Origin of the sequence: Azospirillum sp. (assembly GCF_035627195.1) — a bacterium.
GTDB lineage: Bacteria > Pseudomonadota > Alphaproteobacteria > Azospirillales > Azospirillaceae > Azospirillum.
The window spans coordinates 1-21784 of the sequence record NZ_DASPMG010000332.1 but is presented as its reverse complement, the minus strand read 5'-3'; the positions used below and the strand labels follow the sequence as shown (position 1 = coordinate 21784).

Annotated in this window: 23 protein-coding genes and 1 tRNA gene; 18 read left to right on the top strand and 6 right to left on the bottom strand. The window is 68.9% G+C overall.

The genetic code is table 11. The annotated features are described in order from the left end of the window. Positions 1 to 494, top strand: a 494-nt coding sequence (locus VED21_RS29725) for an acyl-CoA dehydrogenase family protein (RefSeq protein ID WP_324888941.1), incomplete at its 5' end; no start/stop codon positions are given. Here the strand turns inward: VED21_RS29725 and VED21_RS29720 are convergent. Further along, on the bottom strand, positions 491 to 835 hold the full coding sequence (locus tag VED21_RS29720) for a MarR family transcriptional regulator (RefSeq protein ID WP_324888939.1): 345 nt from the start codon (positions 833 to 835) through the stop codon (positions 491 to 493). The genes VED21_RS29725 and VED21_RS29720 overlap by 4 nt on opposite strands. A 206-nt stretch (positions 836 to 1041) precedes the next feature. Here VED21_RS29720 and badH point away from each other — a divergent pair, with 206 nt between their 5' ends. From badH to VED21_RS29690, 6 genes are all read left to right on the top strand, one after another. After that, positions 1042 to 1809 (top strand): 2-hydroxycyclohexanecarboxyl-CoA dehydrogenase, encoded by a 768-nt coding sequence (badH, locus tag VED21_RS29715; protein ID WP_324888937.1) that lies wholly within the window; start codon positions 1042 to 1044, stop codon positions 1807 to 1809. Between the two features lie 36 nt (positions 1810 to 1845). Beyond that, entirely contained in the window at positions 1846 to 2628 is a 783-nt protein-coding gene (badI, locus tag VED21_RS29710) for a 2-ketocyclohexanecarboxyl-CoA hydrolase (protein WP_324888935.1), read from the top strand. A gap of 81 nt (positions 2629 to 2709) precedes the next feature. Next, positions 2710 to 3858 (top strand): acyl-CoA dehydrogenase family protein, encoded by a 1149-nt coding sequence (locus tag VED21_RS29705; protein ID WP_324888933.1) that lies wholly within the window; start codon positions 2710 to 2712, stop codon positions 3856 to 3858. Between the two features lie 100 nt (positions 3859 to 3958). Continuing rightward, positions 3959 to 4471, top strand: coding sequence for a peptide-methionine (R)-S-oxide reductase MsrB (msrB, locus tag VED21_RS29700; RefSeq protein ID WP_324888930.1), 513 nt, complete (start codon positions 3959 to 3961; stop codon positions 4469 to 4471). A 5-nt stretch (positions 4472 to 4476) separates the two neighbouring features. Beyond that, positions 4477 to 5487: an LLM class flavin-dependent oxidoreductase gene (locus VED21_RS29695; protein WP_324888928.1), complete on the top strand. Its 1011-nt coding sequence runs from the start codon at positions 4477 to 4479 to the stop codon at positions 5485 to 5487. Between the two features lie 371 nt (positions 5488 to 5858). Beyond that, on the top strand, positions 5859 to 6296 hold the full coding sequence (locus VED21_RS29690) for a hypothetical protein (RefSeq protein ID WP_324888926.1): 438 nt from the start codon (positions 5859 to 5861) through the stop codon (positions 6294 to 6296). A 70-nt stretch (positions 6297 to 6366) separates the two neighbouring features. On the opposite strand, the gene VED21_RS29685 is transcribed toward VED21_RS29690, so the two are convergent. Together VED21_RS29685 and VED21_RS29680 are read right to left on the bottom strand one after the other, a co-directional pair. After that, entirely contained in the window at positions 6367 to 6786 is a 420-nt protein-coding gene (locus VED21_RS29685; RefSeq protein ID WP_324888925.1) for a hypothetical protein, read from the bottom strand. A gap of 314 nt (positions 6787 to 7100) precedes the next feature. Beyond that, positions 7101 to 7174, bottom strand: a tRNA-Gln gene (locus VED21_RS29680). Positions 7175 to 7389: 215 nt separating this feature from the next. Between VED21_RS29680 and VED21_RS29675 the strand changes: the two genes are divergently transcribed. From VED21_RS29675 to VED21_RS29655, 5 genes are all read left to right on the top strand, one after another. Then, on the top strand, positions 7390 to 8448 hold the full coding sequence (locus tag VED21_RS29675) for a Ppx/GppA phosphatase family protein (protein ID WP_324888923.1): 1059 nt from the start codon (positions 7390 to 7392) through the stop codon (positions 8446 to 8448). Between the two features lie 4 nt (positions 8449 to 8452). Beyond that, a complete protein-coding gene (locus VED21_RS29670) occupies positions 8453 to 9175 on the top strand; it encodes an RlmE family RNA methyltransferase (protein WP_324888921.1) in 723 nt (240 codons plus the stop codon). A gap of 14 nt (positions 9176 to 9189) precedes the next feature. Then, positions 9190 to 9747 (top strand): DinB family protein, encoded by a 558-nt coding sequence (locus VED21_RS29665; protein ID WP_324888919.1) that lies wholly within the window; start codon positions 9190 to 9192, stop codon positions 9745 to 9747. Positions 9748 to 9826: 79 nt separating this feature from the next. After that, positions 9827 to 11305: an IMP dehydrogenase gene (gene guaB, locus VED21_RS29660; RefSeq protein ID WP_324888917.1), complete on the top strand. Its 1479-nt coding sequence runs from the start codon at positions 9827 to 9829 to the stop codon at positions 11303 to 11305. Between the two features lie 115 nt (positions 11306 to 11420). Beyond that, positions 11421 to 11621, top strand: coding sequence for a CsbD family protein (locus VED21_RS29655; RefSeq protein WP_324888915.1), 201 nt, complete (start codon positions 11421 to 11423; stop codon positions 11619 to 11621). A gap of 105 nt (positions 11622 to 11726) precedes the next feature. Here VED21_RS29655 and VED21_RS29650 read toward each other — a convergent pair whose 3' ends face one another. From VED21_RS29650 to VED21_RS29640, 3 genes are read right to left on the bottom strand one after another with little or no spacing between them, the layout of a single operon-like run. After that, positions 11727 to 12488, bottom strand: coding sequence for a polysaccharide deacetylase family protein (locus tag VED21_RS29650; RefSeq protein ID WP_324888913.1), 762 nt, complete (start codon positions 12486 to 12488; stop codon positions 11727 to 11729). Beyond that, positions 12485 to 13000, bottom strand: a complete 516-nt coding sequence (locus VED21_RS29645) for a GNAT family N-acetyltransferase (protein WP_324888911.1) — start codon at positions 12998 to 13000, stop codon at positions 12485 to 12487. The genes VED21_RS29650 and VED21_RS29645 overlap by 4 nt, the downstream gene beginning before the upstream one ends. A 6-nt stretch (positions 13001 to 13006) precedes the next feature. Next, positions 13007 to 14167: a murein transglycosylase A gene (locus VED21_RS29640; protein WP_324888909.1), complete on the bottom strand. Its 1161-nt coding sequence runs from the start codon at positions 14165 to 14167 to the stop codon at positions 13007 to 13009. 401 nt (positions 14168 to 14568) lie between these two features. Here VED21_RS29640 and VED21_RS29635 point away from each other — a divergent pair, with 401 nt between their 5' ends. The 6 genes from VED21_RS29635 to guaA form a co-directional block, all read left to right on the top strand. After that, positions 14569 to 15924, top strand: coding sequence for an RsmB/NOP family class I SAM-dependent RNA methyltransferase (locus tag VED21_RS29635; RefSeq protein WP_324888908.1), 1356 nt, complete (start codon positions 14569 to 14571; stop codon positions 15922 to 15924). A gap of 424 nt (positions 15925 to 16348) precedes the next feature. Next, complete coding sequence (gene trkA, locus VED21_RS29630; protein WP_324888907.1) at positions 16349 to 17728, top strand: Trk system potassium transporter TrkA; 1380 nt, start codon at positions 16349 to 16351, stop codon at positions 17726 to 17728. A 105-nt stretch (positions 17729 to 17833) separates the two neighbouring features. After that, the gene (locus VED21_RS29625; RefSeq protein WP_324888906.1) at positions 17834 to 19294 is read left to right on the top strand and encodes a TrkH family potassium uptake protein; all 1461 of its coding nucleotides are present in this window, start codon (positions 17834 to 17836) and stop codon (positions 19292 to 19294) included. 129 nt (positions 19295 to 19423) lie between these two features. Then, positions 19424 to 19915, top strand: coding sequence for a cupin domain-containing protein (locus tag VED21_RS29620; RefSeq protein ID WP_324888904.1), 492 nt, complete (start codon positions 19424 to 19426; stop codon positions 19913 to 19915). A gap of 94 nt (positions 19916 to 20009) precedes the next feature. Continuing rightward, entirely contained in the window at positions 20010 to 20564 is a 555-nt protein-coding gene (locus VED21_RS29615; RefSeq protein WP_324888902.1) for a GNAT family N-acetyltransferase, read from the top strand. A gap of 310 nt (positions 20565 to 20874) precedes the next feature. Continuing rightward, the coding region (gene guaA, locus VED21_RS29610; RefSeq protein WP_324888900.1) for a glutamine-hydrolyzing GMP synthase at positions 20875 to 21784 on the top strand (910 nt) is incomplete at its 3' end.

Below are 21784 nucleotides of genomic sequence, written 5' to 3'. Positions count from 1 at the left end.
CGGCGGCGATGATGCTGGGCGAGGAGGGGCAGGGCTTCGTGCAGGTCATGCAGGGGTTCGACTACAGCCGCGCGCTGATCGGCCTGCAATGCCTGGCGGTGGCGCGCGCCTCCCTGGACGAGACGTGGAAGTACGTGCAGGAGCGCGAGGCGTTCGGCAAGCCGATCGCCGACTTCCAGGGCGTCAGCTTCCCGCTGGCGGAGGCCGAGACCTACTATCAGGCCGCCCGGCAGCTGTGCCTGCGCACGCTGTGGCTGAAGGACCGGAACCTGCCGCACACGGCGGAGGCGGCGATGGTGAAGTGGTGGGCGCCCAAGCTGTCGTGCGAGATCATCCACCAGTGCCTGCTCACCCACGGGCACGGCGGCTACGGCGGGGACTACGATTTCGGGCAGCGGTACCGGGACGTTCTGGGGCTGCAGATCGGCGACGGCACGGCGCAGATCATGAAGATGATCATCGCGCGCCAGATGGCCGCCGCGTTCCGCCCCTAAATCTCGGACATGTTGCGTTGCAGGCGGCTGATGTAGTGGATGAAGGCGAGGCGGTCGTCGAACGAGAAGTCTTTCAGCGCCTGGTCGTAGAAGGCGTGGATCGGGGCGGCCAGCGCCGCCCACAGCTCCTCGCCCCTGGCGCTGAGCTTCACCTTGCGGGAGCGGCGGTCCTCGGTGCCGGTGGCGCGCTCGATCAGCCCGTCGCGCTCCAGCCGGCCGAGCAGGCCGGCGAGGTTCTGGCGGCTGACGAGCAGGTAGCGGGAGAGTTCGCCGATGCTCATGCCCTGCACCGCCTGCGGCCGGGACAGGGCGCCCAGCACCGACCACTGCTGTGTCGTCACACCGAAATCATTCAAGGCCTGCGTGCCCTTCGTGTGAAGCGTGTTCGCTGCCTGGAAGAAGCGAAAGAAAAGACGATTGTTGATCTCGGCGATCGCCGCCGTCTTTTCGGAAGTCAGGTCTTTCATCTGAGGACGAGCCCGGTTGGCGCCATGGTCATTGGAACAGCGGCAAGGTTTCGAAACATTTTAAAGCAGGAGGAAACGGAATGCGAGGGATCAAGGGCAAGGCCGCGGTGGTCACCGGCGGGGCCGGCGGCATCGGCACCGCCATCTGCCGCCGCTTCGGCGAGGAAGGGGCGCGCGTCGCCGTCTTCGACATCAACCAGGACGCGGCGGAGGCGGTGGCCGCCGCCATCCGCGCCGACGGCGGCGACGCGCGGGCCTTCGCCGTCGACCTGACCAGCCAGGAGTCGGTCGTCGCCGCCGTCGCCGCGGCGGAGGAGGCGCTGGGCCCCATCGGCATCCTGGTGAACAACGCCGGCTGGGACCGCGCCGGCAATTTCCTGGACACCGACAAGGCGCTGTGGGACCGCATCGTCGCCGTCAACCTGTACGGCCCGCTGTACATGCACCACGCCGTGCTGAAGGGCATGGCGGAGCGCGGCGAGGGCCGCGTGGTCAACATCGCGTCGGATGCGGCGCGCGTCGGCTCGTCCGGCGAGGCGGTGTACGCCTACTGCAAGGGCGGTTTGGTGGCGTTTTCCAAGACCATGGCGCGCGAGATGGCCAAGAAGCGGATCAACGTCAACGTCGTCTGCCCCGGCCCGACCGACACCGCGCTGTTCCGCGACTTCTGCGGCGACGGGGAGTATGGCGAGAAGCTGAGGGCAGGACTCGCCCGCTCCATCCCCTTCGGGCGGCTGGGGCAGCCGGACGACCTGCCGGGGATCGTGGCCTTCCTGGCCAGCGATGACGCATCCTTCATCACCGGGCAGGTCATCAGCGTGTCCGGCGGCCTGACCATGGCCGGCTGATCCAACAACATTCTATTTAAGGGAAGGAACCGCATCGTGGACTACAAGGACATCCTGTACGTCAAGGAAGACGGCATCGCCACCATCACCATCAACCGCCCCGACGTCTACAACGCCTTCCGCGCCGACACCTGCGAGGAGATGATCCACGCCTTCAAGGACGCGGACTTCGACAAGAGCATCGGCGTGGTGGTGCTGACGGGTGCGGGCGACAAGGCGTTCTGCACCGGCGGCGACCAGTCCTCGCACGACGGCGGCTATGGCGGGCGCGGCGTCATCGGCCTGCCCATCGAGGAGCTGCAGAGCGTCATCCGCGACATCTCCAAGCCGGTCATCGCCCGCGTCAACGGCTTCGCCATCGGCGGCGGCAACGTGCTGGTGACCGTGTGCGACCTGGCGATCGCGTCGGAGAAGGCGCAGCTGGGGCAGGTGGGGCCGAAGGTCGGCTCCGTCGATCCGGGCTTCGGCACCGCCTATCTGGCGCGCGTGGTGGGCGAGAAGAAGGCGCGGGAGATCTGGTACCTCTGCCGCCGCTACACGGCGCAGCAGGCGCTGGAGATGGGCATGGTCAACGCGGTCGTCCCGCACGACCAGCTGGACGCCGAAGTGCGCAAGTGGTGCGAGGAGATTCTGGAGAAGAGCCCCACCGCCATCGCCTTCGCCAAGCGCTCCTTCAACGTGGACAGCGAGATGATCCGCGGGATGTCGTCCTTGGCCATGCACGGGCTGAAGCTCTACTACGAGACGGCTGAGTCCGCCGAGGGCGGCAACGCCTTCCGCGAGAAGCGCAAGCCGAACTTCCGCAAGTACGTCAAGTAAGCCGCCGTCGCGGGGCGTTGGGCCGAGCGTCAGCCCAACGCCCCGACCGACGTCCATTTTCCGCCCACGGAAGGCTGCGCCATGATCCGGGACCAGGAAACGCTCAACATCCTTCTGAACTCCATCGCCCGCTTCGTGCGGGAACGTCTGGTCCTCCATGAAGCGATCGTCGCCGAGACCGACGCGATCCCCGCCGAACTGGCGGCGGAGATGAAGGACCTCGGCCTCTTCGGGCTGGCAATCCCGGAGGAATACGGCGGCATGGGCCTGACCATGGAGGAGGAGGTGCTGGCGACCTTCGAGATCGCCTGGACCTCGCCGGCCTTCCGCTCGCTGTTCGCCACCAACAACGGCATCGGCGCGCAGGGCATCGTCATCGACGGCACGGACGCGCAAAAGCAGCGCTACCTGCCGCGGATGGCGACGGGGGAGATCATCGGTTCCTTCGCGCTGACGGAGCCGGACGTGGGGTCCGACGCCGCCAGCCTGCGCACGACGGCGGTGCGCCGGGGCGACCACTACGTGCTGAACGGCACCAAGCGCTACATCACCAACGCGCCGGAGGCCGGGGTCTTCACCGTGATGGCGCGCACCGATCCGGAGTCGCGCGGGGCCGGCGGCGTCTCCGCCTTCATCGTGGAGCGCGGGGCGCCGGGGCTGTCGCTGGGCGCCATCGACCGGAAGATGGGGCAGAAGGGCGCGCACGTCTGCGACGTGATCTTCGAGGACTGCCGCGTGCCGGCGGAAAACCTGATCGGCGGGCGCGAGGGCATCGGCTTCAAGACCGCCATGAAGGTGCTGGACAAGGGCCGCATCACCATCGCCGCGGTGTGCGTCGGCGTCGCCGAACGCATGCTGGACGAGGCGCTGCGCTATGCGTGCGAGCGCGTGCAGTTCGGCAAGCCGATCGCGGAGTTCCAGCTGGTCCAGGCCATGCTGGCCGATAGCAAGGCGGAGATCTACGCCGCCCGCACCATGGTGATCGACGCCGCCCGCCGCCGCGACCTGGGGCAGGACGTGAGCACGGAGGCGTCGTGCGCCAAGCTGTTCGCGTCGGAGATGTGCGGGCGGGTCGCCGATCGGGCGGTGCAGATCTTCGGCGGCGCCGGCTATCTGGCCGAATACGGGATCGAGCGCTTCTACCGCGACGTCCGCCTGTTCCGCATCTTCGAGGGGACGAGCCAGATCCAGCAGCTGGTCATCGCCCGCAACATGATCCGCAACCGCTGACGCCCAGCCATGCCCGTCCGGCGCTGGCGAAGCCGGCGCCGCGCCCTAGACTTATGGCGGCCGCCGGTGTACCCGGCAGGCTTCTGACCGGACGGGACCTATGACCACTGAGACCGACACCCCCAACCGCTCGTCCTCGGGCTTCGACCTGTCGCCGCCCTCGCCGGAGCAGCGCCGCAGCCTGGAAGCGCGCCTGACCGGCGATGAGCGGCGCGTGCTGCTTCAGCACGGGACGGAGGCGCCGCATTGCGGCACGCTGCTGGGCAACAAGGAGCCGGGCGTGTACTGCTGCAAGCTGTGCGGCCTGCCGCTGTTCCGCGCCGGCAGCAAGTTCGAATCCGGCACCGGCTGGCCCAGCTTCACGTCGCCCTTCGACAACGCGCACGTGGCGCTGGTGCAGGACAACAGCTATGGCATGGTTCGGGTGGAAACCCTCTGCGCGCGCTGCGGCAGCCACCAGGGGCACGTCTTCCCCGACGGGCCACCGCCGACCGGCATGCGGTTCTGCATCAACTCCGTCTCGCTGACCTTCGTGCCGGAGGGTGAGCCGCTGCCGGCCACGGTGGCGGAGTACGAGGCCGGAAGCCAGAGCGGACGGACGATCGCCGGATGAGCACCATGGACCAGACCGATACGCCCGCCTTCTCGATCCTCGACCTGGCGCCGGTGCCGCGCGGCTCGACGCCGGGCGACGCGCTGCGCAACACGCTGGATCTGGCGCGGCACGCCGAACGCTGGGGCTACACCCGCTACTGGCTGGCCGAGCACCACAACATGACCGGCATCGCCAGCGCGGCGACGGCGGTGGTCATCGGGCAGGTGGCCGCCGCCACCCGGACGATCCGCGTGGGGGCCGGCGGCATCATGCTGCCCAACCACTCGCCCCTGGTGATCGCCGAGCAGTTCGGCACGCTGGAGGCGCTGTACCCCGGCCGTATCGACCTGGGCCTGGGGCGCGCGCCGGGCACCGACCAGTTGACCCTGCGCGCGCTGCGCCGCGATCCGGCGGCGGCCGAGGACTTCCCGCAGGACGTGCTGGAACTGCAGGCGCTGTTCGGACCCGAGCAGCCGGGGCAGCGGATCCGGGCGGTGCCGGGCATGGGGCTGAACGTGCCGCTGTGGATTTTGGGGTCGAGCCTGTACGGCGCGCAGCTCGCCGCCACGCTGGGCCTGCCCTACGCCTTCGCGTCGCACTTCGCGCCGGACGCGCTGATGCAGGCCCTGCAGGTCTACCGCGAGATGTTCCGGCCGTCGGCGCAGCTGCAGCGCCCCTACGCCATGGTCGGCGTGAACGTCATCGCCGCCGACACGGACGCGGAGGCGCGCCGGCTCTTCACCTCGCCCCAGCAGTCGTTCACGCACCTCGTGCGCGGCACGCGCGGCCAACTGCCGCCGCCCATCGACGACATCGAGAGCTACTGGTCGCCCATGGAGAAGATGCAGGCGTCCCGCATGCTGGCCTGCTCCTTCGTTGGCGCGGCGGACACCGTGCGGCAGGGTCTCACCGATTTCCTGGCACAGACTGGTGCGGACGAGCTGATCGTGGCGTCGGCGATTTACGACCACGCGGCGCGCCTGCGCTCGTACGAGATCCTGGCGAATGTGCGGGGGGCGATGCGGCGCGCATGACGTTGGGCCGCGCGCAAAAGAACAGGACCCACCGGGCAGTGTCTCACTTTGAATTTTGGCGCCCGGCGGAGCGATCCGCCGGGTGTCGCTAAATTACGGCCTTGGGTGGAGGCGGGACGTTCGGCCAGCGCTCCGCCATGGTGGCGCACGCTGCCTGCATGTGCTTGAACCGAGACACCGAATCCGTCGGCGCTGAATGGCGCACGCCCCAAAGGCGTCCACCATCAGGCACAGCTTGGGCTCGGGGAGCCCGTGAGTTTTTACCCCGTGACGGGAACCACGCGTTCGCCGCTGCCACAAATGGAGCAAGCGACGTAAGCGGGGGCGCGCCGCCGGTCGCGCCGCGTCTGGAATGGATCACGGAGATTCGAATGATGTCTCGTCTCGTTTTCGCGGGAGCCCTGGCGGCCGGCATGACGGTGGCTGGTACGACGCCCGCCTCCGCGGTAGCGCCCTATTGCACCAGTTTTGGGATGATCGACATCCTGTGCTCGGTCCCTCCCGGTGCCGTTCTGGTGGTAACGAAGGTGTGGCACGGCATCCCCAGGCCGGTTAGCGATGAAGCCACCGCGGAGGTCTGGGAATCCTCCGACGTCGACGGCGTGTGCAAGGAGGCTGCGCCGCGGCCGGGCATGTCGCTGGTCGGCAAGCAGGAGGTAGGCCAAGGCAGCCAGATCTTCGCGCCCAACAACAAGTGCCTGGAGGTCTACATCAAGGAGTGCAACGGCTACAATCGGGACTGCTCCTACTCGTTCAAGCCGGATGTCTACACTCGTGACGACTCTTCCTGCTGTGGATTTGGTCGGTAGGGTGCACCGGACGGGAAGGCGGCGGCGCTGACGCAGACGGAGCGTTCCCGCCGCCCTCACGATCACACGATCAGGGGCAGGTCAGTCCGACGTTGAGGGTTGTGCCGGACGTGGTGGCCGTCAGCCTGCCGGAACGGTTCTTCAGGCTGAACCGACATTCTTTGGTCTGCCCCCAAATAACGGCGACAGAAATGAAGGCTTCTTCATCGGTGGTCCCGAATGGAAAGCAGTGACTTTGGCCAACAGCGACGGCCGTTTTGTCCTCGTATGACCACCGGGTAGCGCCATACTCCGCAAATCCCATGCGAATGTTGGCCAGGTAAACGCCGTTTTGTTGGATGCAAACTTCGCCGAGTGTCCGTGAGTTGGCGGATGCCGTGCCTGCATTCAAGACAAGGATGGCGGCGACAAGCGTACCGAACGAGAGGGCGCAACGCATGCCAGAAACTCCATGGGTTGGTCGGCCGCCATGGCCGATGCGGATCCCCATTGGTGGCAATCACCCATTAAGAGTTCCGCACCCGTCCCGAAAAAACTTCGGATTGTAAGCGCCGCTGGCTGATGCCCTCGGAGGCTTGCTCGCCGCAGCCCACCAATCCCACCCCAGGCCGCCCGGCATCCGCCCGGCGGCCCTTTTCGTGCGTCACGCGCGTCGGCAAGGCCAGGGCGTTCGCGCCCGTGGGGCGTGGTGCGGGTCTGTGTACCCTGACGTGGAATTCCGCAGGCAGCGTGTTGCAACACGTTCAGACAGCAAAAAGGCCCGCCGGAGCGAGCCCGAAGCCTTGATTTCCAATGCTTTGGAAGTGGTTGGGGGACTAGGATTCGAACCTAGGCTGGCGGAGTCAGAGTCCGCTGTCCTACCGCTAGACGATCCCCCAATCCTCGGCGGTCCGCGGCGTTGCGTCGCGTTCCCCGTCGTGGGTGGCCCTTGTAACACCGTCCGTGGCGGTGGTGAAGACTTTTTTGCGGCTTCCTCCGCATTTTCGGCCGTGGTGCTCTTGCGGAAGTAGGGTTTCGCCCGCCATCTGGATCGGGCTATCATGGCGGGCTGAACAGAGCGGCCGGGACAGGCCGCCACGTGTGGGGAGGTGAGGTGGATCTGCAGGTGCACGGCATCCGGCGCGGCGATTCCGGGCTCGAGTCCGGACGCGATGCCGGCCGGACGGGGGCGTCGTCCGCGGCGCGTCCGGTGTATGCCGCGCTCGACCTCGGCACCAACAACTGCCGCCTGCTGATCGCCCGCCCGGCCCCTGGCGGCTTTCGCGTCATCGACGCCTTCTCGCGCATCGTCCGCCTGGGCGAGGGGCTGACGCGCAGCGACCGGCTGTCCGATCAGGCCATGGAGCGCACGCTGGAGGCACTGCGCGTGTGCGGCGCCAAGATCCGCCGGCGCGGCGTAACCGCCGCCCGCGCCGTCGCCACCGAGGCCTGCCGGCGCGCCGTCAACTGCGCCGAGTTCGTCGAACTGGTCGAGCGCGAGACCGGCATCGGCATCGAGATCATCTCCAGTCAGGAGGAGGGGCGGCTGGCGCTGGCCGGCTGCGCGGCGCTGCTGGACCCGGTGCACCGCTACGCGCTGGTCTTCGACATCGGCGGTGGTTCGACGGAACTGATGTGGCTTGCGGTGCCGGGGGACGGGCCGCCGCGCGTGCTGGACCAGGTGTCGATCCGCTGCGGCGTCATCGGGCTGACCGAACGCTATGGCGGCGACCGCATCGCGCGCGCCCAGTACCGCAGCATGGTGGAGGAGGTGGCGGCCGAGATCGAGCCGTTCGAGGAGCGCAACGGCATCCGTCGCCGGCTGGCCGAGGGGCAGGTGCAGATGCTGGGCACCTCGGGCACGGTGACGACGCTGGCCGGCTGCCACCTGGGCCTGCCGCGCTATGACCGGCGGGTGGTGGACGGCAGCCATCTGCGCGTCGAGCACGCCCGCGCGATCATAGGCAAGCTCGTGACGCTGGACTTCGACGGCCGGGCAGGGCATCCCTGCATCGGACCCGAACGCGCCGACCTCGTGCTGGCGGGCTGCGCGGTGCTGGAGGCGATCTGCGACTGTTGCCCGGTGGATCGCCTGCGCATCGCCGACCGCGGCCTGCGCGAGGGGATTCTCGTCGATCTGATCGGCGTGGCGCAGGACGGAAGGGAAGTCTAGGGGTATGGCTCAGAAACCGACGAACACGCGGCCGGGCGGCCGCCAGAAGACCGTGCGCGTGAAGACGGCGAACAAGCGCTCGCAGTCCTCCACCCGCTGGCTGGAACGCCACCTGAACGACCCCTACGTGGCCGAGGCGCAGAAGCGCGGCTTCCGCTCGCGCGCCGCCTTCAAGCTGCTGCAGCTGGACGAGAAGTTCCACCTGCTGGCGCCGGGGCAGCGCGTGGTGGACCTGGGTGCTGCGCCCGGCGGCTGGACGCAGGTGGCGGTGGAGCGGGTGCGGCCGGAAGAGACGGGCGGGCAGGTCGTCGGCCTGGACATCCTGCCCATGGACCCGCTGCCGCACGCCACCACCATGCAGGCCGACTTCCTGGAGGAAGGGGCGGACGAGCGGCTGAAGGCGGTGCTGGGCGGGCCGGCCAACCTCGTGCTCAGCGACATGGCCGCCAACACCACCGGGCACCAGCAGACCGACCACCTGCGCATCATGGCGTTGGCCGAGGCCGCCTATGCCTTTGCCGAGGAGGTACTGGCACCGGGCGGCGCCTTCGTCTGCAAGGTGTTCCAGGGCGGCGCCGAGCGCGACCTGCTGGCCAAGCTGAAGCAGGATTTCGCGACCGTGCGCCATGCCAAGCCGGCGGCCAGCCGGGCGGACTCCTCGGAGACCTATCTGGTCGCCACCGGCTTCCGCGGCAGCACCCGGCGGGACGACGACGAGGAGCGGTAAGGGGCAATGCAACGATGACGGCCGCTCACTTCGCCACGCACTTCGCGACCCTGGCGCGCTACAACCGCTGGGCCAACGGGCTGCTCTTCGCGGCGTGCGAGGAGGCGGGTGAGGAGGTGTGGCGGCCGGAGGTCGGGGCCTTCCACGGCTCGGTCCTGGGGACGCTCAACCACATCCTGGTGATGGACCGGCTGTGGCTGGGGCGGGTCGTGGGACGCGACTTCGGGTTCCAGGGGCTGGACGAGATCGTGCACGGCGATCTCGCGGCGCTGGCCGGCGCGCGGGAGGAGTTCGACGACGCCATCGTCGCGGCGGTGGACGAACTGGCCGAGGACGATTTCGCCCGCGTGGTGGAATACGCCATCACCGGCGGCGGCACGGCGCGGGAGCCGCTGTGGCTGCTGCTGGCCCACCTGTTCAACCACCAGACCCACCACCGCGGGCAGGTGACCGACGCGCTGACCCGCGCGGGGTACGAGATCCCATCGCTCGACCTCGTCGCCTTCTGGCGGGCGGTGGGTGCGGACCACGCGGCCGAGAGCGTGGGTGTGAGCATGGCTGGGGTGCGGTAACCGCGACACTTTGTGGGTACCGGGCCTTCACAAGCCCATCTGCTTGTGTATAGTGCCGCAAATTTGCGGGAGACGGCCTATGTCGCGTGTGCTTGAGATCCGAGAAGCCCTCACCTTCGACGATGTGCTCCTGGTGCCGGCGGAATCGTCGGTGCTGCCGGGGGACGTGGACACGCGCACGCGGCTGACCAAGTCCATCGAGCTGGGCATCCCGCTGCTGTCCTCGGCCATGGACACGGTGACGGAAAGTGCCTTGGCCATCGCCATGGCGCAGGCCGGCGGCATCGGCGTCATCCACCGCAACCTGGACATCGAGCGGCAGGCGGAAGAGGTCCGCAAGGTCAAGCGGTACGAAAGCGGCATGGTGGTGAACCCGATCACCATCACGCCCGGCTCCACGCTGGCCGACGCGCTGAACATCATGGCGGCCTACAAGATCTCCGGCATCCCGGTGGTCGAGAGCATGGACGCCCGCGGCACCGGCAAGCTGGTCGGCATCCTCACCAACCGCGACGTGCGCTTCGCCACCGACCCCAAGCAGCCGGTCAGCGAGCTGATGACCAAGAAGCTGGTCACCGTGCGCGAGGGCGTGAGCCAGGACGAGGCCAAGCGCCTGCTGCACCAGCACCGCATCGAGAAGCTGCTGGTGGTGGACGAGGACTACCGCTGCATCGGCCTCGTCACCGTGAAGGACATTGAGAAGGCGCAGGCCTACCCCCACGCCTGCAAGGACGACAAGGGCCGCCTGCGCGTCGCCGCCGCCACCGGCACCGGGCCGGACGGTCTGAAGCGCGCCGAGGCGCTGTTCGACGCGGGCGTCGACGTGCTGGTGGTCGACACCGCGCACGGGCACTCGCACAAGGTGCTGGACCAGGTGCGCGCGGCGCGCAACATGTCCAACTACACGCAGGTCATCGCCGGCAACGTGGCGACCGGCGAGGCGGCCAAGGCGCTGATCGACGCCGGTGCGGACGCCGTGAAGGTGGGCATCGGCCCCGGCTCCATCTGCACCACGCGCATCATCGCCGGTGTCGGCGTGCCGCAGCTGACCGCCATCATGGACGTGGTGGACGAGTGCCGGAAGCAGGGCATCCCGGTGATCGCCGACGGCGGCATCAAGTTCTCCGGCGACCTCGCCAAGGCGATCGCCGCCGGTGCCGACTGCGCCATGCTGGGCAGCCTGTTCGCCGGCACCGACGAGAGCCCGGGCGAGGTCATCCTGTACCAGGGCCGCTCCTACAAGAGCTACCGCGGCATGGGGTCGGTGGGCGCCATGGCGCGCGGCTCGGCCGACCGCTACTTCCAGCAGGAAGTGTCGACCATGAAGCTGGTGCCCGAGGGTGTCGAGGGGCGCGTGCCGTACAAGGGCCCGGTGTCGGCGGTGATCCACCAGCTGATCGGCGGCCTGCGCGCCGCCATGGGCTACACCGGCAACAGCACCATCCCGGAGATGCAGACGAAGAGCCAGTTCGTGCGCATCACCAACGCCGGCCTGCGCGAAAGCCACGTGCACGACATCACCATCACCAACGAATCGCCGAACTATCGCCAGGGCTAACGCCCAGGCTTTCCCGATCGGTTGGCGGCCATTGCAAAGATGAACTCTTTGTAATGGCCGCAACTTTTTCTACGCCCCGCTGTTTCTGGTGGATCGTTCCATTCGGAGGTCTGCCATGGACAAGGATCGTATCGAGGGTGCCGGCAAGAAGATGAAGGGCAACCTGAAGGAAGCCGCCGGCAACCTGACGGGCGACGAGAAGCTGCGCACCGAAGGCAAGATGGACAAGGCCGAGGGCCGCGCCCAGAACGCCGTCGGCGGCGCCAAGGACGCCGTGCGCGACACGCTGGATCCCGATCGCAAGACGCGCCCGTAACACCGTAGGTTGGTGCCAAGCCGCAGGCGCGGTCCAACACCCTCTCTTCAGGGGAACGGTGTTGGGCCGCGCTGGCGCTTGGCCCAACCTACGACGTCTGATCTGTCAATCCGCCTGCGCCACGGTGGCGCGTTCCATCAGGGCCTTCCATTCCGTCAGGGTGACGAAGCGCACGCCGGCCAGCTTGGCGCGGGTGAGGATGTTGGGCAGCGCCTCCACCGTGTTGCGGTGGTTGGAGTGCATGAGGATGACCGAGCCCGGCGTCAGGTCGCGCATCACGCGATCCTCCACCACGGCGGCGGGGATGTCGCGGTAGTCCTTGGAATCGATGGTCCACAGGATCGTCTCCAGGCCGTTGGCCCGGGCGATGGACAGCGTGTGCTCGTCGTAGGAGCCGAAGGGCGGGCGGAACCAGCGCGGCGCCACGCCGGCCGCCGAGAGCAGCGTGTTGGTCCGGCGCAGCGCCGCGTCCTGCTGCTGCGGATCCTGGGTGATCAGGCGCACGTGCTCGTAGGTGTGGTTGCCGATCTCGTGGCCGGCGGCGGCGATCTCGCGCAGCAGGCGCGGGTGCTTCGCGGCGTTGCGGCCGACCACGAAGAAGGTGGCGACCGCGTCGTGCTCGGCCAAGATGCGCAGGATCTCCGGGTCGTTGGCGGCGTCCGGGCCGTCGTCGAAGGTCAGCGCCGCGATGTTCTCGCGCAGGTGCTGCGGTGCCAGGACGATGCTGGCGCCGGGGTACAGGTGGGCGGTCAGGAAGTCCGCCTTGCCGTGCCGGGCGACGTAGCTCAGCTCGGCCGCACGGGCGGGCAGCGTGGGCGACGACAGGGCGGCCAGCAGGAACGCCAGCGCCAGGATCAGGCGGCTCACAGGACTCTCCCCAGGAACAGGAGGGGGCCGCGCTCGACCGCCTCGGTGAAGCCGTTGCGGGCGTAAAAGGGCACGTTGCGGGCACCGGCGCCGGTCACCACGTGCACGCCCGGCCGACCTTCGGCCCGGCAATCGGCGGCGAAGGCCTCGACCAGGGCGGCGCCGACACCGGTGCCGCGCCGGTCCGGGCGGACGTTGACGTGCAGGTGCGCCGGGAAGCGGGGGAAGAGGTCGGCGAAGGCGTCGTATTTCGGGATGGTGCGGAACAGCTCCGCCGCCGCGGCGCTGTCGCGGCAGCCGGTGAGGTAGCCGGCGATGCGGCCGTCCTCGTCGCGCTGGAACAGCACGTCGTGCGGCGCGTGGGTCACGTACCAGCCGGTCCAGGTGCGCAGGAAGGCCGAGCGCTCGGCGTCGGAGGCGAAGGACGTGCGGACGCTGGAGGCGAAGAAGATCTCTTCGAGCGCGGCCAGCGCGGCCGCCGGGTCGGCGGCCTCGGTCAGACGGACGATCACGATCGGCTACGGCTGGCGCTGGGCGGTGTGGAAGGTGGACGGCACCGCGCGCGGGACCAGCATGGTGTAGCGGCCGCGCGCCTTCATGACGCCCGCCGCCTCGGCGGCGTCGTTGCCGGGGCCCCAGAAGAGGTCGCCGCGCACCGGCCCCTTGATGGCGCCGCCGGTGTCCTGCGCCACCACGAGGCGCTTCAGCTCGCCGCCGGGGACGGGGGCCTCCTTCAGCTCCAGCCACAGGGGCACGCCCAGCGGCACGTGGCTGGGGTCGACGGCGAGGCTGCGGCCGGGGACCAGCTGCGTGTTGAGGGCGCCGCGGGCACCCACGTCGCCGCCGCGCTGCTTGAAGAAGACGTAGGACGGGTTGAGGTTCATCACCTGCCGCGCCTTCTGCGGGTTCTCCTTCAGCCAGCGGCGGATGAGCTGGAGCGTCACGTCCTGCGGCGTGGCGATGCCCTGGTCGATCAGGTAGCGGCCGATCGGGTAGTAGGAGTGGCCGTTCTGCCCGGCGTAGTGGACGCCCACGACGCTGCCGTCGGTCATGCGCACGCGGCCGGAGCCCTGGATCTCCAGGAAGAAGGCGTCGATGGGGTCGTCCACCCACATCAGCTCGTACCCCTTGCCGCGCAGCGCCCCGGCCTCGATGCGGGCACGGGTCGGGTAGCCCTTCTTCGGGCGCGGCGGCACGCGGTAGACCGGCACGTTGAAGCGGTCGGTGCGCGTCCAGGAGCCGTTCAGCTCGATCTCGTAATAGCCGGTGAACAGCCCCTCGGTGCCGGAGCCCAGCGCCACGGGCGTGAAGTGCGCCTCGAAGAAGCGGCGGGCGGTCTCGGTGTCGGAGGCAGGCAGGGCGCGGGCCGCGTCGCAGGCCGGGCGCCAGTTGGCGACGCGGCCGGCGTTGCCCAATTGGCGCTCGTCCGGCTGGCTGCGCATCCAGCCGCAGGTGCGCTGGAAGGCGGACAGGGCGGGGGCGTGGTCGTCCTCCACCCAGCCGGTCAGGCCGCGGAAATCCTCGGCGACCTGATCGAGGGACGGGCGCAGGTACGCCGAGGTGGTCTGCGGTCCGCCGGAGGGGGCGTTCGCCGCGCATCCGGCCAGGGCGGCCACCGCAAAAAGACCGGAAACCCGCGCCAGCACCCGCCACACGCCGCCCACGCCCGCCAACGCCATCGCGCACCCCGTTCCGGCCCCTGCCGGCTAAACTGTGAAGAAGCGTCCTTCGTCTTGCCTCTACTGAGGCGACAGAAAGGATCGTCCATCATCTTTATGCGAGCGCACGAAAAAGGGTCAACGAATCTCGATAATGCAAAGTGAACGCGAAGCGGTTGTCACAGCCGCCGCGCCGCCCGGGTTGCATTGGCCGGACGCAACCGTTTGATTCCTATATCGTTCGGGGTAGAACCGCACGAAGGCGCGAATGTCGGGCGAATGCCGCGGGAACCCGATTGCAGGGTGGCCGGGGCAGCCCTGCGGCGACTCGACGCCGGTGAGGGATGACAAGCGGCCCGGAAACGGGTTATCGACCACCGGGGGAGCGTAGTAGCGCCCCCGCCGTCCCGATAGGAGCCGTTATGACCCCCGCTGCCCGCCTTCAGGCGGTGATCGACCTGCTGACCGAGATCGACGCCACCCCGCGCCCCGCCGACGCGGTGATGAGCGCCTTCTTCCGCGCCCGGCGCTACATCGGCTCCAAGGACCGCAACGCCGTCGCCGAGACCGTCTACGCCATCCTGCGCCGCCACGCCCGCCTCGCCTGGTGGCTGGAGCGCGAGAGCCACGAGGCGTCGCCGCGCGCACTGACCATCGCCAACGCCATCCTGGGCGAGGGCAAGCCGGCCGCCGTGGTGCTGGAGCTGTTCAGCGGCGGCAAGTTCGCGCCCGACACGCTGAACCCCGGCGAGCTGAAGCTGGCCCGCGCGCTGGACACCCACACGCTGGACCACCCGGCCATGCCGGAGACGGCGCGCGTCGAGTGCCCGGAGTGGGCGGAAGGGCCGATGCGCGGCGCGCTGGGCAACCGCTTCGCCCCTGAGATGGAGGCGCTGCTGGGCGCCGCGCCGCTGGACCTGCGCGTCAACCCGATCAAGGCGACGCGCGAGCAGGCGCAGGCGGCGCTGGCCAAGGCCGGCATCACGGCGGAGCCGACGCGCTGGTCGCCGTTCGGCCTGCGCGTCAAGGGCCGGCCGCCGCTGGCCGGCGTCGACGCCTTCAAGAACGGGCTGGTCGAGATCCAGGACGAGGGCTCCCAACTGGTGGCCGTGGCGACGGCGCCGAAGCCCGGCCATCAGGTGGTGGACTTCTGCGCCGGGGCCGGCGGCAAGACGCTGGCGCTGGCCGCGCTGATGAACAACAAGGGCCGCGTCGTCGCCTGCGACGTGCTGGAAAAGCGCCTGAAGCGCGCCGGCGAGCGTTTCCGCCGCGCCGGCCTGCACAACATCGAGCCGCACCCGCTGACCAGCGAGCGCGACCCGTGGGTGAAGCGGCACAAGCGCAAGTTCGACCGCGTGCTGGTCGACGCACCGTGCACCGGCACCGGCACGTGGCGCCGCAACCCGGACAGCCGCTGGCGCCAGCTTGGCCCCGGCCTGGAGCAGCTGACGCCGCTGCAGGCGAGCATCCTGGACAGCGCGGCACGGCTGGTGAAGCCGGGCGGGCGGCTGGTCTACGCCACCTGCTCCATGCTGCCGGAGGAGAACGAGCGGCAGGTGGAGGCCTTCCTGGAGACCCACCCCGACTTCACCGTGAAGCCGGTGGCCGAGGTGTGGGCCGAGGAGAACGCCGGCCCCTGCCCGGTGGACGGCCCCTACCTGCGCCTGAGCCCGGCCCAGCACGACACCGACGGCTTCTTTGCCGCCGTGATGGTGCGCAAGGCCGAGGAAGCGGCGGAGGAGCCGGCCGAAGCGGGCGCCGAGCCGGGCGAAATGTAACCGGATGCAACCGGATGCAACACTTTTCGGGAAGTGTTGCATTCGGGGGCACCGTGCCGTGGCGGCGGGTGCACGGCAGGGCAATCGCTTGAAGGCCCCTCTCCCTTGAGGGGGCGACGCCGAAGGGCGTCGCGGTTGGGGTGAGGGTGGTTACGGCCGGCTGGCCGGAAAACAGAGGCTTTATCCTGGCTGCCGCCGGTTACGACCCCTCATCCCAACCCTTCTCCCTCAAGGGGAGAAGGGCTTTATTAGGCCATCGACCGGCCAAGCAATTACCCTGAGGCGCACGTCGCCTCAGTATCGCACTCACCATGGCCGTCTTTAGGAATATTGTCAATCCGGTGGTGCCCTGCGGATCCGGCCTTCTTCGTTGGGCGTTGCGCTGGTATGAGCGTCGGACGGGATTGGCGGAGGAGGCGGCCGGATGAAGGTCATCATTTGCGGCGCGGGGCAGGTCGGCGCCAGCATCGCCCGGCACCTGTCGTCCGAGAACAACGACGTCACCGTGATCGACATCGCCACGGAACTCGCCCAGCGCATGGACGAGAGCCACGACGTGCGCGGCTTGGTCGGGCACGCCTCGCACCCCGACGTGCTGGCGGAGGCCGGGGCGGCGGATGCCGACATGCTGATCGCCGTCACCCATTCCGACGAGGTCAACATGGTGGCCTGCCAGGTGGCGCATTCGGTGTTCGGCGTGCCGATGCGCATCGCCCGCATCCGGCAGCACGCCTACCTGAAGCCGGAGTGGAAGCAGCTCTTCGCGCATGAGCACATGCCGATCTCCGTCATCATCTCGCCGGAGATCGAGGTGGCCCGCGGCATCGCGCGGCGCCTGCGGCTGCCGGGCGCCTTCGACATGGTGCCGATGGCGGGGGGCAAGGTGCATCTGGTGGGCGTGCACTGCACCAGCCGGTCGCCCCTGCTGGACACGCCACTGCGCCGGCTGACCGAGACGTTCCCCGAACTGAGGGCGGTGGTGGTCGCCGTGTTCCGCGACGGGCGCGGCTTCGTGCCCAAGGGCAACGACACGCTGAAGCTGGGCGACGACATCTATTTCGTCAGCCGCACGGCCGACATCGACACCGTCGTCGGCATGGCCGGGCACCGGGAAAGCGTGGCGCGCCGGCTGGTCATCGTCGGCGGCGGCAACATCGGATTCAATCTGGCGCGGATCGTCGAGAACGAGATGCCCGGCGTCTCGCTGAAGATCGTGGAGGTCAACGCGGCGCGGGCCGAGTTCATCTCCCGCTCGCTCCAGCCCAGCACGGTGGTGCTGAAGGGCGACGGGCTGGACCGCGAGGTGCTGGAGGAGGCGCACGCCGGCCGCGCCGAGACCATCGTCGCCGTGACCAACGACGACGAGACTAACGTCTTCGCCTCGCTGCTGGCCAAGCAGGCGGGGTGCCAGCGGGCCATCACGCTGCTGAACAAATCCTCCTACGAGCCGATCATCGCCGCGCTGGGAATCAACGTGGTGGTCAGCCCCGGCGCCGTCACCGTGTCGTCGATCCTGCGCCACGTGCGGCGCGGCCGCGTCGCCGCCGTGCACACCCTCGGCGAGGGCTTCGGCGAGGTGGTCGAGGCGGAGGCGCTGGAGACCTCGCGGCTGGTCAGCGCGCCGCTGGGCAAGATCGGCCTGCCGCACGGCATGCTGATCGGCGCCATCGTGCGCGGCGACGAGGTGATCATCCCCAACAGCCAGACCAAGATCCAGCCGCACGACCGCGTCATCGTCATGGCCACCGCCAATCTGGTGCGGAAGGTGGAACGGATGTTCGCCGTGGGGCTGGAGTTCTTCTGACGGTCCGTTTCGCGTAGGTTGGGCTTGAGCCGACCTGCGGCCGTTCCACGACGCTGTTCCTCTAGGCCGTTCCACGACGTTCCCTTCCAAGGCTGCCCACCCGCCATGCCCAATTTCCGGCCGGTCCTGTTCGTCGTGTCCATCCTGCTGCTGGCGCTGGCGGCGACGATGCTGATTCCCGCCGGGGTGGACGCGGTCTACGGCAATCCCGACTGGAAGGTGTTCCTGGGATCGGCCGGCTTCACCGGGGCGTGCGGCGGCGCGCTGGCGTTGGCGACGCGCTGCCGGATGCGCGGCGGGCTGTCGCTGCGCCAGGCGTTCCTGCTGACGCCGCTGAGCTGGTGCGCGACCGCCGCCTTCGCCGCCGTGCCGTTCCAGTTCTGCCACTTTCCCGACCTGTCGCTGAACTACGCCAACGCGTTTTTCGAGACGATGTCGGGGCTGACCACCACCGGGGCGACGGTGCTGGTGGGGCTGGATTCGACGCCGGAGGGAATCCTGCTGTGGCGGGCGCTGATCCAGTGGCTGGGCGGCATCGGCATCGTCGCGGTGGCGATCGCCGTGCTGCCGGCGCTGCGCGTCGGCGGCATGCAGCTGTTCCGCACGGAATCGTCCGACCGGTCGGCGAAGGTGCTGCCGCGCGCGCAGCAGATCGCCAAGGCCATCGGCGGCGTCTATGCCGGGCTGACCGTGGTGTGCGGGCTGAGCTACTGGGCGGCCGGCATGACGCCGTTCGAGGCGGTGGTGCACGCGCTGACCAGCGTGTCGACCGGTGGCTATTCGACGTCCGACAGTTCCATCGGGCATTTCGACAGCCCGGTCCTGCACTGGCTGGTGACCTTCTTCATGCTGGCCGGCAGCCTGCCCTTCGTGCTGTACGTGCGCACGCTGACCGGGCAGACCGACGCCCTGTGGCGCGACAGCCAGGTGCGCTCCCTGCTGGTGTTCCTGGCGGCGGTGATCCTGCCGCTGTCGGCGTGGCTGACGTGGCGCAGCGATTACGCGTTCCCGGACGCGCTGCGGCTGGTGGCGTTCAACGTGGTGTCGGTGGTCAGCACCACGGGATACGCGCTGACCGACTATAGCCTGTGGGGCAATCTGGCGGTGGGCGTGTTCTTCGGCCTGACGTTCATCGGCGGCTGCACCGGGTCGACGTCCGGCGGCATGAAGATCTTCCGTTTCGAGGTCATGGCGGTTCTGCTGCGCACGCACTTCCTGCGCCTGCTGTACCCGCGCGGCGTGTTCCCGCGGCAGTACGGCAACCGCCTGCTGGACGACGACGTGCTGGGCTCGGTCATCGTGTTCTTCGCGCTGTTCTTTTCGGCCTACAGCCTGCTGACCATCGCGCTGATGGCCTTCGGGCTGGACTTCATCACCAGCGCCAGTGCCGCGGTCACGTCGCTGGCCAACGTGGGGCCGGGGCTGGGCACCATCATCGGGCCGGCCGGCAATTTCTCGACGCTGCCCGATGGTGCCAAGTGGCTGCTGTCGTTCGGCATGCTGCTGGGGCGGCTGGAGCTGTTCACCGTGCTGATCCTGTTCATGCCGCAGTTCTGGCGGAGCTGAAGGGGCATCCCCCACCCAAGTGACGCCGCGCCCGCACCCGTCCGCGCCGGCCGGTCGCCTTTCCCCCGTTCGACGCGGCGGACCGGCGGGCGTAGCCTCTGGGCCATCACCACGAAAAGGGAGGGTGCCATGCTGCGCGCGACGATGATCCTGCCGGCGGCCCTGGCCGTGCTGGCCGCCGGGACCGTGCCGCCGGCACTCGCCGGGTCGGCCGGCGAGCATGCGGTCCACACCGGCGAAACCCTGCAATGGGAGCCGTTGCGCGCGCTGCCCGCCGGGGCGCAATGGTCGGTGCTGGCCGGCAACCCGGCCGAACCCGGCCCCTTCGCCATCCGCGTGAAGTTCCCGGACGGCTACCGCGTGCCCGCCCACTGGCACTCGCAGGGCGAGACGGTGACGGTCATCTCCGGCACCTTCGGCATCGGCATGGGCCACGCCGGCGACCGCGACAAGGTGCAGGCGCTGCCGGCCGGCGGCTTCGCCTACATGCCGGCCATGCAGCCGCACTACGCCATCGTCACCGGCGAGACGGTGATCCAGGTCAACGGCATAGGACCGTTCGACCTGAACTACGTCGACCCGTCGCAGGACCCGCGCAAGCAGGTGGGCGCGACCCAGTAGAGCGACGCAGTAGAGGTCGCCCGCCGCGCCGCTGGAAATGCCCCGTCCCCGCACCACATCAGGTTTATGGCCTGACGTGGGGTGGAGGTGCTGTTTGACCATCATCCGCAATGCAGCACCCGGCGACGCCCTGCGGATCGCCCAGGTGCACGTGGCGAGCTGGCGCTCGACCTATCCGACGATGCTGCCGCCGCGCTACCTGCTGGGCCTGTCGGAGGAGCGTCTGCAGCGGCAATGGTACGCCATGCTGATCGACGAGGCGATCCGGCTGGGCCAGGGCACGGTGGTGGCCGACGATTCGCCCAACGGGCTGGTCGGCTTCGGCAGCTACGGCGCGCAGCGCACGCGGCTCGACGGCTATGCGGGGGAGTTCTACACGCTCTACCTGCTCGACGACGCCAAGGGGCTGGGGCTGGGACGGCGGCTGATGGCGGCCATGGCGGAGCGGCTGCTGGAGGTCGGCACGCGATCGGCCATCGTCTGGTGCCTGCGCGACAACCCGGTGCGCTGGTTCTATGAACGCCTGGGCGGCCAGCGCATCGGCGAGCGCCCGACCCACTTCGCCGGCACCGACCTTGTGGAGATCGCGTACGGCTGGCGGGACCTGGTTCCCCTGGCGCGCATGTCGGCCGACCCCGGGGTGCGGTGACGGGCGCGAGGATCAAACACGGATGCGCATGGATCGAGAAAATATATCTATCTCTCTCATCTGTGTTTATCTGTGTTCATCTGTGTCAAAGATCCCGTATTCTGCTGCGTGACTTTGTCGGCGAGGTTTGTTTTTGACACAGATGAACACAGATAGACACAGATGATATAAATAGATCGGCGTTCATCCGCGTCTCCTCATGCTTTCCCGGCATCGCAGGTCCGCGCATCGCGGCCGGAGCCTGCAAAGCGCTTGACCCGGCGGGCGGGGAGGGGCATCTAGCACGCTTCACCGCCCAGGAAGTATGCCGATGTCCGCCGAACGGGTCCTCATTCTCGATTTCGGGTCGCAGGTGACCCAGCTCATCGCCCGCCGCGTCCGCGAGGCCGGCGTGTACTGCGAAATCCACCCCTTCAGCATGACGGAAGAGCGCATCAAGGCGTTCGATCCGAAGGCCATCATCCTGTCCGGCGGTCCCGCATCGGTGACCGAGGCGAACGCGCCGCGGGCACCCGAGTGCGTGTTCGCCATGGGCGTGCCGGTGCTGGGCATCTGCTATGGCCAGCAGACCATGTGCCAGCAGCTGGGCGGCAACGTCGCCGGCTCCGACCACCGCGAGTTCGGCCGCGCCTTCATCGAGGTGAAGGAGACCTGCGCCCTGTTCGACGGGCTGTGGGAGACGGGTGCGCGCGAGCAGGTGTGGATGAGCCACGGCGACCGCGTGAACGCGCTGCCCGAGGGCTTCCGACCGGTGGCGGTGAGCGAGGGCGCGCCGTTCGCCGTGGTGGCCGACGACCGCCGCCAGTTCTACGGCGTGCAGTTCCACCCGGAGGTGGTGCACACCCCGCACGGCGCGCAGCTGCTGGCCAACTTCGTGCACCGGGTCGCCGGGCTGAAGGGCGACTGGACCATGGCCGCCTTCAAGAAGCAGGCGATCGAGCGCATCCGCGCGCAGGTCGGCACGGGCAAGGTGATCTGCGGTCTGTCGGGCGGCGTGGATTCGTCGGTGGCGGCCGTGCTGATCCACGAGGCGATCGGCGACCAGCTCACCTGCGTGTTCGTCGACCACGGCCTGCTGCGCGCGGGCGAGGCCGAGCAGGTCGTGCGCCTGTTCCGCGACAGCTACAACATCCCGCTGGTTCACCGCGACGCCAGCGATCTGTTCCTGTCGCGCCTCGCCGGCGTCACCGACCCGGAGGCCAAACGCAAGACCATCGGCG

Coding starts and splice junctions, on each gene's coding strand:
- VED21_RS29665 (WP_324888919.1), top strand. CDS start 9,190: ATGACGGCCGCTCACTTCGCCACGCACTTCGCGACCCTGGCGCGCTAC.
- VED21_RS29635 (WP_324888908.1), top strand. CDS start 14,569: ATGACCCCCGCTGCCCGCCTTCAGGCGGTGATCGACCTGCTGACCGAG.
- trkA (WP_324888907.1), top strand. CDS start 16,349: ATGAAGGTCATCATTTGCGGCGCGGGGCAGGTCGGCGCCAGCATCGCC.
- badH (WP_324888937.1), top strand. CDS start 1,042: ATGCGAGGGATCAAGGGCAAGGCCGCGGTGGTCACCGGCGGGGCCGGC.
- VED21_RS29690 (WP_324888926.1), top strand. CDS start 5,859: ATGATGTCTCGTCTCGTTTTCGCGGGAGCCCTGGCGGCCGGCATGACG.
- VED21_RS29670 (WP_324888921.1), top strand. CDS start 8,453: ATGGCTCAGAAACCGACGAACACGCGGCCGGGCGGCCGCCAGAAGACC.
- VED21_RS29625 (WP_324888906.1), top strand. CDS start 17,834: ATGCCCAATTTCCGGCCGGTCCTGTTCGTCGTGTCCATCCTGCTGCTG.
- VED21_RS29695 (WP_324888928.1), top strand. CDS start 4,477: ATGGACCAGACCGATACGCCCGCCTTCTCGATCCTCGACCTGGCGCCG.
- VED21_RS29685 (WP_324888925.1), bottom strand. CDS start 6,786: ATGGGGATCCGCATCGGCCATGGCGGCCGACCAACCCATGGAGTTTCT.
- guaB (WP_324888917.1), top strand. CDS start 9,827: ATGTCGCGTGTGCTTGAGATCCGAGAAGCCCTCACCTTCGACGATGTG.
- VED21_RS29655 (WP_324888915.1), top strand. CDS start 11,421: ATGGACAAGGATCGTATCGAGGGTGCCGGCAAGAAGATGAAGGGCAAC.
- VED21_RS29620 (WP_324888904.1), top strand. CDS start 19,424: ATGCTGCGCGCGACGATGATCCTGCCGGCGGCCCTGGCCGTGCTGGCC.
- VED21_RS29705 (WP_324888933.1), top strand. CDS start 2,710: ATGATCCGGGACCAGGAAACGCTCAACATCCTTCTGAACTCCATCGCC.
- VED21_RS29640 (WP_324888909.1), bottom strand. CDS start 14,167: ATGGCGTTGGCGGGCGTGGGCGGCGTGTGGCGGGTGCTGGCGCGGGTT.
- msrB (WP_324888930.1), top strand. CDS start 3,959: ATGACCACTGAGACCGACACCCCCAACCGCTCGTCCTCGGGCTTCGAC.